Below are 12,074 nucleotides of genomic sequence, written 5' to 3'. Positions count from 1 at the left end.
TATCCTTTTCTAGTATTTGTCGTAGATAAGACCATCTACATGGTAGCCCTCTTCGCGCAAAGTCTGAATGATTCTGTCTTGGAGAGCCGATGCCATGGGTGCCTCACGGGACAAAATGAAAATAGAGGCTTTGGCGGGACCGCTGACAACCACCCACTGGTAATCGGTGTCGAGTTTTACAATCCAGTAATCTCCCTTACGAAAAAAGCCGAAGTCCACAACAAGCTTACCTGGCTCTTTTGGGTTTGGAGCCCAAGCGGAACCTCGAATGGTACTGATGGCTTTATCGTCTTTGTAGCAGGTGTTGAGAACAGAAATGGTCCCATCTTTTTGTAAGCCATATTCGGCAGTGGATCGCTCGCATTTTCGTTGAAAGAAGTTGGGGCTGTGGGCGACCTCAAACCAAAGGCCCTGATAACGCTGGAAATCAACGCTAGGGACAACCTCGGGATCTGAAGGCGAAGCAAGTGCGGGAAAAGAAAAGCTCAATAAGGAAACAATAAACAAAGCAATTTTTCTCATAAATCCTCCTTATTCATTCATCTCACCGAGACTACTCTTTGCCTTTTATTTTGTATAGATTTTTCTATACAAATATGGTGGCTTAATATAGCCTCGGTTTATGTCGTATTCGCTAAGGCAAGTTGTTGAGCTTACAGGACTGGAGTATAGGAAAAACAAACGCCCTTTTTAAGTCCAGGTCAAAACATAAGCGTTAATTATCAGAAGGTTTTCCTAGGTCCTTTGGCTAGTTTTTCGGCTTTTTTGCCAGAAGAGGGCTGTTAAGCATATGTTCAGTAGGCTGGGGAACTTTAGCCAAAGTGAGAATGTCCAAGCAGCCCTGTATGTTTAACGACAAAACTTGTGTCACTGAAAAAGTCCAAAAATATCGTATCAACTTTTTAGTAAAAAACCGCCATGGAAAGAAAATATTCGAGAAAGACTACCTTTGGGATAGGGCCAAATCTTTTGACGGTTTCAATGGCGTTTCCGCAGACGGCGGATATCATATTGTTGGTTTTGGCAAAGATATTGAACTCGGCTATTCCACAGTAGAATATTGGCTATCTGAAATCGTATGGAAGAAAGAACCGCCGAAGCGACAAGATCCGGACAACATTGCGTTTCCACTTATGGAATTCAACAATTAGAAATATTTAGCTATTCCAACCTACTCCAAAAATTGCTTTACAATCAGATTCGAAATTTTTCGGGAAATCTTTCATTTCTTCTAAATAATTATATATCTCTCTCACTCTGCCAATTTGCAGAATACCTTCATCGACTAACAGTTTGAGGAATTGGGCTAATTTCAAAAATTTAACCTCAAACTCAAGTGCGAGTTTTATGAGATCTGAATCATCAGTAAGAATGGTAATTTCAGCAGCATAAGCGTGAGCTAAAGCCTTGATATCAGCGAGTCCAGTTGTAAGCCGCATTTCTGAAGATGTATCCGCCATAGCATCGATTGCATTCTCCCTACGAAATTTTTGTTTTTTACTGAGAGGGATAAATTTTCTACGATTTAAGGCATAATCTTCGGATTCAACCCATCCAAATTTATTCTGAAGCTCTGCGCCTCGAAAATACTCTAATTCAAACTCAGATATAATATAAAGAGTAATCCTATTTGGGCCCATTGGGTTACAAAGCAGTGGATGAATTGATTGAGCTAGTCGGAAATAAACATTTGAATCAACTAAAAACTTCTGCTGCTTCATCACTAAGCCTTAGCAACGCTAATTTCTTCAAATATTGCATATGCATCGCTTAATGGGATGTCCATGAGATTAGCTACGAATTTAGGGTCAGCATCATTCTCTGTAATATAATTTCTCAAAATCTTAAAAAAATCTGTTTTAAAATAATCCTGTGATTCCTTAATATACACCTTTACATCAGGCTGTTCAGACTGGAAAAGCAACTCACTTACAGAACTCGCACTATTGAAAGCCTGACTGTATCTGTAAATAATTTTTTCAAGGCCTAAAGTTTCAAAATCGTTATGTTTAATATACTTTTCTATCTGTTTATAAATTGTAATCGGTGAGATCTTAAAGTCCTTGGCTATTGTTTGAATAACCCTTACTTTTTCATCCTTATCTGAATTAGAAATAATTTTTTCATAAGCAATCTTTGCTTCAGTTGAAGGGAAAAGTAATTCACCAGCAAAAGAATCAGCGAAGTCCTCGCCTTCCTGGTCTAATAAATTCGGAGCACAAGCATGACCCAATTCATGGGATAACCAAAACTTGAAATCATAAATATTAGCATTGATATTAGCGAAAACCCATGTGGTTTGGCTATCCGGCAAATAAATATGGGTTGCCATTTTATAGTGTTTTCTTCCCCACATAACCGGCACCAGTACTGCCTGGATATTCCTGAAGATTTCAACCAATTTTTCATTTTCAATAATACTGTTAGATATATGGAATTTATTACGGATACTCTGAGCCACCTTTTGGATATAGATATAATCTACTTTTGGATCTATAAAAGAGGGTGCCGAAAATAGTGGTTCAAATGGCAAATATTTAGTTAATTTTGATAGCAGTGTTGTCGTATACTCAAACTTCTGCCTATGACTGTCCGTAATCTTATAATTACCACTTTTCCGAAATGCAACTTGGGGCCTAGCTTGATTAGTAATTAAAATCTCTTTGAATGTCAGATTCAATATCTCACTTAATTTTAGGATATGCCTTGGACGTGGCATCTTTTCCGGTTTAAGCCAAGACGATATGCACGTCCTAGTCACACCAATTTTGCTTGCAAGGTCAGTTTGCGATAACCCTTCCTCGAGCATTCGGTCTTCGATAAGCGTAGTATTTAATCTTTTATCCATACTTTATTGTACCATCCAGACTGGCTATTAGCAACTTTTGTAATCTTTTGTCAACTAAATTTCGTATCACAACAATACGAATGACGTTTTAAATTAAAAAGTTTAGCTATTTCAGATGTTTATGGTCGAGTTTCTATGCCGGCTAAAAACCAGTGGCTATGTAGAAATCTGCATATTGTTAGGTCATTTATTAAATTTTTGGACAGTCAAAGAGGTTATATAGGATCTGGTTTGGCGAACTTGTTGCAATTGTATAACTCACGCGGGGGACTTTATGTATGTTTTATTTTTTGCTTCTGTTATTGCCATTGGAATAATTTTTAGACGCTCGAAAACCGATCTATTATTTGGACAAGCAATAGTCAGTAACGACGTTCTTAAAGTTAAACCTAATGGCCTTCAAGACGCTATATCAGATCCAAAAGATGCCCATGTTTTTATAGTAGCCACACTAGTTTATTTGGCTTCAACAGGATCAATATTCTATTTTGAAGGACTTGCAAGCGGCTTAGGTTGTTTTATCTTTGGTGTAGGTACAATCCTAACTATTCAAAATGTTGGAAATGTTTATAATGCCTATAATTTAGCTAACTTAATCAAAAGAATGGAATCCCGTTCATTAACCTTTAAATTGCAAAATGACTTTGAACGATCAGTAGCTTGCGATCATATAGGCAACAAACTTGTTCAACTTCAAGAATACTTCCTCAATACAGCTAGATCTCATGAAAAATTAAGTGATATTGCATAGTAACGTAAACTTTAATGAACCAATTCGAATTATTTAAGAATTTCAAAGGATAAAGTATGAAACAAATATTAGTTTTATTTACATTTTTAATAGTACAAGCGAATGCAAATGCGTTCCAAGACGGGGACATCATAATCGAAGTATGTAGCGAATGGGGCTGTGGTCAGGAATATGGGGGTAATATCAACGACGAATACAATTCTCATTTGCCCAAAGACCAGCACGAAGACCATACGCCAAGGCAAGTGTGTTCTGGTTACGATTGTAGGACAGAGCAGAGCAATGTGTATCAATCAAGTTATTAAAAAGATAAAAATCATGGTTTGAAAAATGTAGAGACTCTAATTGCTAAACAGATGAGCTCTTAATTTATTATATGGCAATATTTTATATTTGAACCGATGGTTAAAATATAAAATATTATCATTGCGGATTACCTCAAATCCCTTAGCACCAAATATCGACCAAGCAAACTTAGTGCTTCAATTTTATCCTGCATTTCAACTTTAAAGTGTAAGAAATTGCCCTTTTTTCTGTACCTGAACTTTTTCACGCCAGATAGGTTTTTCCAAAAATAGTCCAACAGATTATCTTCTGATAAATTGATTCCGAAGAACATCGGGGTATCTGCAATCATCATAAGTCTACTAATGACCCAATCCACTTCCAAACGATTTCTTTTAATACAAAGGGCCTTTTCTTTGTTAATTTCCGCTTTAACCTCAGCATTTCTCAGCAATCGGGCCCCATTCACTTCAGCAGTTCGTAAATTCGCAGTTGAGTAAGCCTTTCTATAGGAATCTGTTGCATTGAATGAAACCAAATAATTACTAACGAATATGTGTTGCCTCAAATTTAACATATTAAATTTTCTCCCTTTTTTAACCAAAATTTTTTAAAAGTCGCTGTCAAATTTTTTATTCTACCTTTTAAAAGGATCACACCTCATGGTTGTGTTGGCTTTGGGCTTTCGAGTTCTACCTTGAGTATAGGAAAAACAAACGCCCTTTTTAAGTCCAGGTCAAAACATAAGCGTTAATTATCAGAAGGTTTTCCTAGGTCCTTTGGCTAGTTTTTCGGCTTTTTTGCCAGAAGAGGGCTGTTAAAAATTAGGCGCACATATTTCGAAGGTTCGCAAACAAAAGGGCTATAGTCAGGACAGGCTTTGCTTGGAAGCTGGATTTTCTAGGGGCACAATAAGTAAAATTGAAAACGGCTTAACTAGTCCTGAGGTGTTTACTTTAGCCAGAATAGCCAACACCCTATATGTCCCAATCAAAAAACTGATTGATTTTGAATAGTCATTACTATATAAAAATTCATAAATATTTAGTATTCTTCGCTACTATCCAATATATTTTTGAAGGCTCAGTGTAAATGAAAATATTATTTAATATCGTGGCTTTTATATGTTTTATCGGAGTGATTTATTTAAGTTATATACCAGATCCTTCAATTTCAAAGCTGCTTGTTTGGACTTTTTTTACTGTTTTTTTCATACTTTTGGCAAACCCATCTGTTATACAATCTATAAGCTTTATGGGATCTAAAATAGAACTTCAAAGAGTTGAGTCAGCATTAGACGAACTTAGGTCTTTAGCAAAAACCGTCTCTTACATGATACTTGAACTAGTTCAAACAAGTAATCGCTGGGGCGGCTTTAACGATCAACAACAAGAAAAAGTATATAGTGATATCCAAAGCTTATTAACAGACTTAAAAATTCCAAAAAATGAAATTAAATCCATTCAAGAAAACTGGCATACATGGGTCGAACATGACTATGTTGGTTATTTAATAACACATACAATCACTCATAGAGCCGTTCCAGCTGAACGCATGGATGAATGGCAAAACGATAGGGAAACAATACATAAAAATATACAATCCATTACAACCGATGAGCTAAGAAATATATTTGAAAAATATGGTAAATCAGATGAGCAAGTAAAAAAAATCATTGATTACCTAGAATATTATAAAATTCATAAGAAACATAAAGATATACAATTTTGGAATAATCGACAAAATTGGTTTAAATAGCACCTCTTTATAAACCTTATATCTATATCAGTTTAATTATTTTAAGACTATTTTATCATCACAATGATTCTTGATATTTTTGCAAACTAAACAGAGTAATATTTTTCTGAGCTTCTAAATCCACAGCTAGGTCATCCAGACCAAACAACTTATAGATAGTAATTATATAGTCAAAAGCAATATCCAACATTATACAATATTGTTGATTCAGATTACTTAGATTTGTATTCAATACTCCCCCTGAAAGATTGTAGTGATTAATTATTGATGGCTGCATATGTGAATACAAACTATAAACTTTGTAAAATGATTTATATTGCTTTTCTTTATCTAAAGTAACCGCCAAGTCTCTTAACGAGTACTGCTCAACTCCTAACCAATTGCCTATTTTTTTTCTTCTAATACGACCAATTTCAGAATACCATTCGGGAAAATCATTTTTTAATATCCTAAGAAACTCTTCGTTTGTTATTTCTTCTTCTCGCATTTGAAATTTTAATTTCTCAATTTCTTTATATCGGTAATATTGTTTCGCTAGATTTTTATCATTATTAATTGTTAGCAATATTATCAAACCTTCAAAAAGAGACCTTCCAACAACTGACATAGTTAAATTCGATCTATTATAAAAACCACTGACAACGCTAAGATAGGCATCGTACCCACCAAGAATTAAGGGGAGTATATTCAATAACAAATCTTTGTCTAATTTTTCTTTATTTTTTTTATCAAAAAAATACTCAAAGTGGGTTAATATATTTGCATGAAAAATATATTTATCTTCTTTGATGTTTTTTGATGCCTCATTATTTAATCTCTCAGACAAAGCTATTGCATCAGCATAATTACTTATGTAATTTGATTTAATGGAAGGGAAGCTAGAAAAGCGAGTTGCCTCCACATTATTTTCTTCAAATATTCTAAAAATATTTTCTACCACTATTCAACCCCCAATAGAATTAAACTTTCTACCAAAATATTATTTTCTTAGATTACAATTGGCTCCATAAAAATGAAAGCTACACATCTTTAAATGATATACTTTATATTAATTGTGACGACCTATAATTGGGTTTTTATTACAATCGAGTATAGGAAAAACAAACGCCCTTTTTAAGTCCAGGTCAAAACATAAGCGTTAATTATCAGAAGGTTTTCCTAGGTCCTTTGGCTAGTTTTTCGGCTTTTTTGCCAGAAGAGGGCTGTTAAGATGGAAAAGAATGGCGATTATTTCCGTTTGGGCGAGGCTCACGGATTGTCACTTTAAGCACTGAAGTCACAAGTCCAGAGTACGCAGTAGCTTTTAACATCAAAATGGATTTTTTTCTGAATTCAGGATTATCTGAAATCCAATACGCTGTATAAAACCCGAGAGTGTATAAAGCGTTAGGAACCATTTGACCTGCCAAATCTCCATAGGTCGAATAGCTGCCAAGTGGTTTGTCTTCGACGGTGTCGTCTTGAATTCGATGACCTAAAGAATCTTCAACGCCATCAAAGACTAAAATCGTAGTCAAAATGGATCCAGACAAAAGATAATATTTTGCATTTGTCGTGAAAGGAGAGGTCACTTCTTTTTTAAAAGTATCAAAAGAATAGGCGTGTGCGTTGAATTTAAATATTAAAATGGACAGCAAACTAAATAGAACTTTTTTAAACATGTAGCCCTTTTTTTGGTTAAAATAATTATCTAAAAACACGAAAATCTTGAGCTTCTTCTTTTAAAAACTTTTCGGCATCTTTGCCGTATAACATACTTAATGTGGATAAGGCTCCAGCTTCGGTGCAAGTGGAGGCGACGACGGTGGTGGATCGAGGCGCATCTTCTACGGGATAAGCTGTTTTTGCATTTAAAATATGCGAGAGCTTTTTTCCATTTTGTAGCAAGTATTTGTTTTTATCCCCACTTGTGGCCACACCACCTGACAGAAGAATTAATGCATCTTGTTCTTCATCAAGTTCTATTTTCCAGCCAGATCCATTTCTTTTTGGACCAGTAATAGCAATGTCTCCACCCAGATTAACAAGTGTGGGAGCTAAATTTAATTCGTGCGCAAGTTGAGCTCCACGGTCCGCGGCATACTCTTTGCCGATTCCTCCAAAATCCAATTGCCAGCCATCAGGTAGACGAACAAAGTTTTTATTAAATTCCACTTTTTGCCAGCCTATTAAATTTAGAAGTGGAAGAATCTGTTCATTAGGTGGAATGTTATTGCTCTGATCAAAAATCCAAGCGCGGCGTAAAACTCCAGACGTGATATCAAACATCCCATGACTGGCGTGAAATAAAGTGTCAGCAAATTTTAAAAGACGAAAAGTCTCTTCATCAATTTTAATTTTTTTTCCATTTGCTGTATTGACCTGATCAATAATATTGCCTTTTTCATATCGGCTATATTTTTTTTCTAAACGTTTGACCTCTTGATAAACTTTTTGGAAGACCTGTAGAGACTGATTTTTATCTTGTGTTTCTACCAAAACTTCGCAAAGGCCCCCCATGCAATAAAATGAGTGGGCCTTATAATCTTGATAGTCGATAAATTTATAACTTTGATCCAATATCATTTAAAAAGAATAATGGAGTTGAATTATAAATGCACTCACATTTGGAAACAAATCTTGACCAATTTGACTTCCAACCGCAGAGCTTGGAGACGAATCACCAGTTTGCAAATAGTATCTTAAGATCAAACTCAGTTCTTTTTCGTCTTCGAGCTTACGAATGATTTTAAGAGCAGGTGCAATAGTGGTCATGTCTCCTAAACGATTATCTGCAGTGATATAAAGTGGTGCTGTCGCGTTGTTGGCTAAGGCATACTTATAAAAATCCACAGCACTTTGTAAATAAAGTCTAAAGCCAGGTTCGAGTCTCCATTTTGGTAAAATTCCAAAATTAAATGTTCCTTCAAAGGTGTGAGAACTAAGTCCCCAGTCATCATTTAAAAAACGATATGAGGTCGTCAGTATGCCATAGTTTAAATCATTTTTAGACGCGATATAAAAGCTACGCTTAAATCTTGTATCGGGTCTATTCTCATAAATATAATCCAGAGGATTTCCTAAAGATGGGCCAGGAGTATTATCAAATACAGTGACCACCTTATAAGGATCGTTCATATATCCCGAAGACAATCCTAAAGAGACATTGGTTTGTATAAGCCATGATCGACTCATGACCTGTGTGTAGCCTAATAGAAAATCAAGAGTGGTTTTATTTTCAGACACTCCAGAGCGTGGTTGAGGTGAACCTGCAGGAACAATACTTGCCAAAGCAGTTGGTACACCGCCGACAGGGTCTATGGTGTCTTGAGTGAAAGAAAACCCTAAAGAATAGGTAGAGTTTTTATCTTCGGACTCTTTTGTTAACATGGTGTTTAAGCCTAATGACAGATAGTCATATTCATTGGAACCGTTAAAGCCGGCAGCAATTTTCCATAATCTTGAAATAGGTTGAGACCATGTAGAAGAGATATTGACTCGTGTGTCTTTAAATCCTTGGAAAAGAGGAATTTCTCCGGGGTTCACAGTGTAGTTTGATTTTCCAGAGGGTGTTGTGAAGGTTTGGGGTTGATTGCTATTGATGGCTCCATTCGGAGAAGCACCAGTTAAGCTGTCAAAAACCAATTTGTTGGTCCACACTCTTTCATTTTCGAATTCAGCGCTCAGTTGCAAGGCTGCTTCAGAGACCTGAATTCGTCCATCACTTTCAGAGTAATTCAGGAAACCGGCTTGTCCTTTCCACTTGGCCCAGTTTTTTAAAGAATTATAATTTTTGACAAAAAAACCACTTTGCTCTTGTTTAGGAGTATTCAGAGAATTTTTAGTCTCTTCGGCTTTTGTATTCACGGATGTTGTCATGCACAGTAATGACAAAGAGGCATTTGCGACCAATTTACCAATACGTCTTTTTTTCTCGGGTCTTAGTTGCATCCGCATCCCCCTGCGCTAAAGCTACGACCACCACTTGAGCCTTCTTTGCTAAAATAGGTGTGATCATCAAAACCATCTTCATTGGAGTTCACACCGAATTGCATTTCAGGCTTAGAGAGACGATCTCTTTCCCAAGGTTTAACACCTAAATGAGTGCATCCATTTAAAAAAATTAGAGCAATAAATATCAATAATCCTGTGGTGTTTTTCATTATTTTTCCCCTAAAAGATTTTCAATCTCTTCAATATATTTTTGTGATTTGGCTTTTGAAAACCCGATGTGAGAAAATTTATTTTCCCCTTTTTTGTTATAAATCACACTGTATGGCATGCCTTTAACTTTAAACTTTTCGGCCATATCTCCTTTCGGATTGTAGATAATATCAAAATCAGCAGGATATTTTTTTAGAAACTCATCCGCTGTTTTACTGTCTTTATCTAAGTTGACACCAATGATTTTTAAATCTGGATATTTTTTCTTTAATTCATTTAACCAAGGAAAGGACTCTTTGCATGGGCCGCACCACGAGGCCCAAAAGTCTAAATAAACAACTTTTCCTTTGTATTGGGAAAGATCAAGCTGAGTGTCTTGAGCCCATGAAGAAGATGAAAGTAAAAGGGCACTAAGAGTGATAAATAAAGCTATTAAGTTTTTCATATGTGTTCCTAGTTTGGTTTTTGAGTCAGTTTATTAAGGCGTTGAATAAAGTTTTCTGCATTTTCAAATCCTGTTAAAGTTAAATCTTTTTGAATTTGTCCTGAGGAATTAAAAAATAATATCGTGGGAAGTCCAATAATTCCATATTGTTTTTTTAGGGATTCAAGTTTGGCTGTTGATCGAGTTGAGTCAAAATAAACCCACATGATCGAGTCGGAGTAGTGTATGACTCCTGGCTCAGAAAATGTGTTGTGTTTGAGTTCTCGGCAAGCGGCACACCAGTCCGCATAAAAATCTAAAATGATATATTTGTTTTGTTGTTTTGCCTGTTCAAAAATTTCATCACTGTAGGTTTCCCAATGGGTTTCAGCAAAAGTGGACATATTGTATCCAAAGACTCTTTCAAAGCGTTCGTTGCCAATGCTTGAGACGGCAATGGCTAATAAAGTGAAAAAGATAAAAACGGATCGATATAAGGACTTTTCTAGAAGTGTATAATCTAAAGAGGAGAAAGATTTGAAAGATAATATCAAACCAAACAAGGCAAAGATCAATGATGCAGCCACGGTGAGTTCTCTGATGTTCATTAGTGGTTTTAAGAAATATAAGATAAGACCTAAAAATAAAATCCCCATCACTTTTTTAACCGTAATCATCCATGTGCCTGAACGAGGAATCTTATCGATAAGGTTAGAGAAAGTGGCTAGAACAATAATTAAGGTTCCTAGACCCATGGCAAAAGAAAACAAAAGTCCAAATCCTAGAATAAAACTTTGGGATTGAGAGACATATCCTAAAATGCCAATCAGGACCGGGCCCACACATGGACCAACGATTAAACCTGAAAAAACACCAGTCATAAAAAGACCAGCTAAAGATGTTGAGTTTTGATGTTTGTAAAATCGATTTTGCAAAAACCTCGGTGTTTGAATTTCAAACACGTCATACATGCTTAAGGCGGCAATAAATAAAATTAAAGTTAAAAACCCTAAGAAATAAACGTTAGATAGAATAGAGCCAAACATAAATCCTGTGGTGGCGGCAAAGACCCCAAGTAAGGAGTAAGTTAGTGCCATTCCTAGGGCATAGGTCAGACCTTTAAGAAAACCTTCTTTATGGGTTTTTGGTTTTTGGGCTCCAAGGGCTGCCAAGGTGATGGGTAACATAGGATACACACAAGGGGTGAGGCTAGTCAGAAAGCCTGCAAAAAAAGCAAAAAGCAGTCCATACAGTAAACCTTTTTGAAGCCATGAGGGTTGGTTGTGATTTTTAAGTAGGTTTTGCTCGGCTTTGGATAAAGACATTTTGTATTTGGTGGTGGTTGGAAATAAACAGTACTCTGGGGTGCAAGCCTGATACTCTAAATTCAAAATAACAGAGTCCGTTTGGAAAATGCTGCTGTTGTTTGCTGAAAGCCAAGCTACGGCTTGAGCCTTATTTTTAATTCCGCGTTTGGTCTTTTGAAATGTTTTATCGAAAAAAGAAACAATGGGATCTAGTTTAAGTTGAAGTGTTTGAAAAGACTCTATTTCGAGAACAAATTTGTCTTCATACGCAAAGAAACCGTCTTTAACATCCAAATCAAATTTAAGTTGAATTTCTCCGTTAAGGTCTTCGATCCGTGCTGAGTTTTCCCTGATACTGACAATATTTTCTGGAACATCGTCAGTATCAGGGACTGTCTCTGTTTGAGACCAGCTAGGGGTTGATAGAAAAAGAATAAGGGGGAAGAAAGCCAAAATTAATCGTTTCATACCCTTATTAACGCATTAAAAAATGAAATGGTAAATTGTGCCTATGACTAATCGTAGTTATATTAAAGACTTACTATATTTGTTTAGTAC

At 35.9% G+C, this 12,074-nt stretch carries 15 protein-coding genes; 4 read left to right on the top strand and 11 right to left on the bottom strand.

Annotation, left to right across the window (positions count from 1 at the left end; translation table 11 throughout):
• Window positions 1–9: 9 nt before the first annotated feature.
• On the bottom strand, window positions 10–522 hold the full coding sequence (locus M9899_02375; protein ID MCO5113001.1) for a lipocalin family protein: 513 nt from the start codon (window positions 520–522) through the stop codon (window positions 10–12).
• Window positions 523–845: 323 nt separating this feature from the next.
• Between M9899_02375 and M9899_02370 the strand changes: the two genes are divergently transcribed.
• A complete protein-coding gene (locus tag M9899_02370; protein ID MCO5113000.1) occupies window positions 846–1,151 on the top strand; it encodes a hypothetical protein in 306 nt (101 codons plus the stop codon).
• 6 nt (window positions 1,152–1,157) lie between these two features.
• Here M9899_02370 and M9899_02365 read toward each other — a convergent pair whose 3' ends face one another.
• Together M9899_02365 and M9899_02360 are read right to left on the bottom strand one after the other, a co-directional pair.
• Window positions 1,158–1,721 (bottom strand): hypothetical protein, encoded by a 564-nt coding sequence (locus tag M9899_02365; protein ID MCO5112999.1) that lies wholly within the window; start codon window positions 1,719–1,721, stop codon window positions 1,158–1,160.
• 2 nt (window positions 1,722–1,723) lie between these two features.
• Entirely contained in the window at window positions 1,724–2,848 is a 1,125-nt protein-coding gene (locus tag M9899_02360) for a helix-turn-helix domain-containing protein (protein MCO5112998.1), read from the bottom strand.
• Window positions 2,849–3,122: 274 nt separating this feature from the next.
• Between M9899_02360 and M9899_02355 the strand changes: the two genes are divergently transcribed.
• Complete coding sequence (locus tag M9899_02355; GenBank protein MCO5112997.1) at window positions 3,123–3,599, top strand: hypothetical protein; 477 nt, start codon at window positions 3,123–3,125, stop codon at window positions 3,597–3,599.
• A gap of 56 nt (window positions 3,600–3,655) precedes the next feature.
• Window positions 3,656–3,904, top strand: coding sequence for a hypothetical protein (locus tag M9899_02350; GenBank protein ID MCO5112996.1), 249 nt, complete (start codon window positions 3,656–3,658; stop codon window positions 3,902–3,904).
• A gap of 128 nt (window positions 3,905–4,032) precedes the next feature.
• Here M9899_02350 and M9899_02345 read toward each other — a convergent pair whose 3' ends face one another.
• Complete coding sequence (locus M9899_02345) at window positions 4,033–4,461, bottom strand: terminase small subunit (protein MCO5112995.1); 429 nt, start codon at window positions 4,459–4,461, stop codon at window positions 4,033–4,035.
• Window positions 4,462–4,976: 515 nt separating this feature from the next.
• On the opposite strand from M9899_02345, the gene M9899_02340 reads away from it, so the two are divergent.
• Window positions 4,977–5,642, top strand: coding sequence for a hypothetical protein (locus tag M9899_02340; GenBank protein ID MCO5112994.1), 666 nt, complete (start codon window positions 4,977–4,979; stop codon window positions 5,640–5,642).
• A 58-nt stretch (window positions 5,643–5,700) separates the two neighbouring features.
• Here M9899_02340 and M9899_02335 read toward each other — a convergent pair whose 3' ends face one another.
• The 7 genes from M9899_02335 to M9899_02305 all read right to left on the bottom strand — a co-directional run bounded on the left by M9899_02335 (window position 5,701) and on the right by M9899_02305 (window position 11,984).
• Window positions 5,701–6,582: a DUF5677 domain-containing protein gene (locus M9899_02335; protein MCO5112993.1), complete on the bottom strand. Its 882-nt coding sequence runs from the start codon at window positions 6,580–6,582 to the stop codon at window positions 5,701–5,703.
• Window positions 6,583–6,847: 265 nt separating this feature from the next.
• Entirely contained in the window at window positions 6,848–7,303 is a 456-nt protein-coding gene (locus tag M9899_02330) for a hypothetical protein (GenBank protein ID MCO5112992.1), read from the bottom strand.
• Window positions 7,304–7,328: 25 nt separating this feature from the next.
• Window positions 7,329–8,120, bottom strand: a complete 792-nt coding sequence (locus M9899_02325; GenBank protein ID MCO5112991.1) for an FAD:protein FMN transferase — start codon at window positions 8,118–8,120, stop codon at window positions 7,329–7,331.
• 87 nt (window positions 8,121–8,207) lie between these two features.
• Entirely contained in the window at window positions 8,208–9,572 is a 1,365-nt protein-coding gene (locus M9899_02320) for a DUF3570 domain-containing protein (protein ID MCO5112990.1), read from the bottom strand.
• Window positions 9,563–9,784: a DUF4266 domain-containing protein gene (locus tag M9899_02315; GenBank protein MCO5112989.1), complete on the bottom strand. Its 222-nt coding sequence runs from the start codon at window positions 9,782–9,784 to the stop codon at window positions 9,563–9,565. The genes M9899_02320 and M9899_02315 overlap by 10 nt, the downstream gene beginning before the upstream one ends.
• Window positions 9,784–10,230 (bottom strand): TlpA family protein disulfide reductase, encoded by a 447-nt coding sequence (locus M9899_02310; protein ID MCO5112988.1) that lies wholly within the window; start codon window positions 10,228–10,230, stop codon window positions 9,784–9,786. Before M9899_02310 ends, M9899_02315 begins: the two co-directional genes overlap by 1 nt.
• 8 nt (window positions 10,231–10,238) lie before the next feature.
• Window positions 10,239–11,984 (bottom strand): thioredoxin family protein, encoded by a 1,746-nt coding sequence (locus M9899_02305; GenBank protein MCO5112987.1) that lies wholly within the window; start codon window positions 11,982–11,984, stop codon window positions 10,239–10,241.
• Window positions 11,985–12,074 lie beyond the last annotated feature (90 nt).

The organism is Pseudobdellovibrionaceae bacterium, assembly GCA_023954155.1.
Lineage (GTDB): Bacteria > Bdellovibrionota > Bdellovibrionia > Bdellovibrionales > UBA1609 > JAMLIO01.
Note: the sequence above shows the minus strand (reverse complement) of the source record. Positions and strands in the feature narration are given on the sequence as shown.

What these genes read in the sequence shown, in the direction of transcription:
- M9899_02375 (MCO5113001.1), bottom strand. Translation starts at nt 522, where the DNA reads ATGAGAAAAATTGCTTTGTTTATTGTTTCCTTATTGAGCTTTTCTTTT.
- M9899_02370 (MCO5113000.1), top strand. Translation starts at nt 846, where the DNA reads ATGTTTAACGACAAAACTTGTGTCACTGAAAAAGTCCAAAAATATCGT.
- M9899_02365 (MCO5112999.1), bottom strand. Translation starts at nt 1,721, where the DNA reads ATGAAGCAGCAGAAGTTTTTAGTTGATTCAAATGTTTATTTCCGACTA.
- M9899_02360 (MCO5112998.1), bottom strand. Translation starts at nt 2,848, where the DNA reads ATGGATAAAAGATTAAATACTACGCTTATCGAAGACCGAATGCTCGAG.
- M9899_02355 (MCO5112997.1), top strand. Translation starts at nt 3,123, where the DNA reads ATGTATGTTTTATTTTTTGCTTCTGTTATTGCCATTGGAATAATTTTT.
- M9899_02350 (MCO5112996.1), top strand. Translation starts at nt 3,656, where the DNA reads ATGAAACAAATATTAGTTTTATTTACATTTTTAATAGTACAAGCGAAT.
- M9899_02345 (MCO5112995.1), bottom strand. Translation starts at nt 4,461, where the DNA reads ATGTTAAATTTGAGGCAACACATATTCGTTAGTAATTATTTGGTTTCA.
- M9899_02340 (MCO5112994.1), top strand. Translation starts at nt 4,977, where the DNA reads ATGAAAATATTATTTAATATCGTGGCTTTTATATGTTTTATCGGAGTG.
- M9899_02330 (MCO5112992.1), bottom strand. Translation starts at nt 7,303, where the DNA reads ATGTTTAAAAAAGTTCTATTTAGTTTGCTGTCCATTTTAATATTTAAA.
- M9899_02320 (MCO5112990.1), bottom strand. Translation starts at nt 9,572, where the DNA reads ATGCAACTAAGACCCGAGAAAAAAAGACGTATTGGTAAATTGGTCGCA.
- M9899_02315 (MCO5112989.1), bottom strand. Translation starts at nt 9,784, where the DNA reads ATGAAAAACACCACAGGATTATTGATATTTATTGCTCTAATTTTTTTA.
- M9899_02310 (MCO5112988.1), bottom strand. Translation starts at nt 10,230, where the DNA reads ATGAAAAACTTAATAGCTTTATTTATCACTCTTAGTGCCCTTTTACTT.
- M9899_02305 (MCO5112987.1), bottom strand. Translation starts at nt 11,984, where the DNA reads ATGAAACGATTAATTTTGGCTTTCTTCCCCCTTATTCTTTTTCTATCA.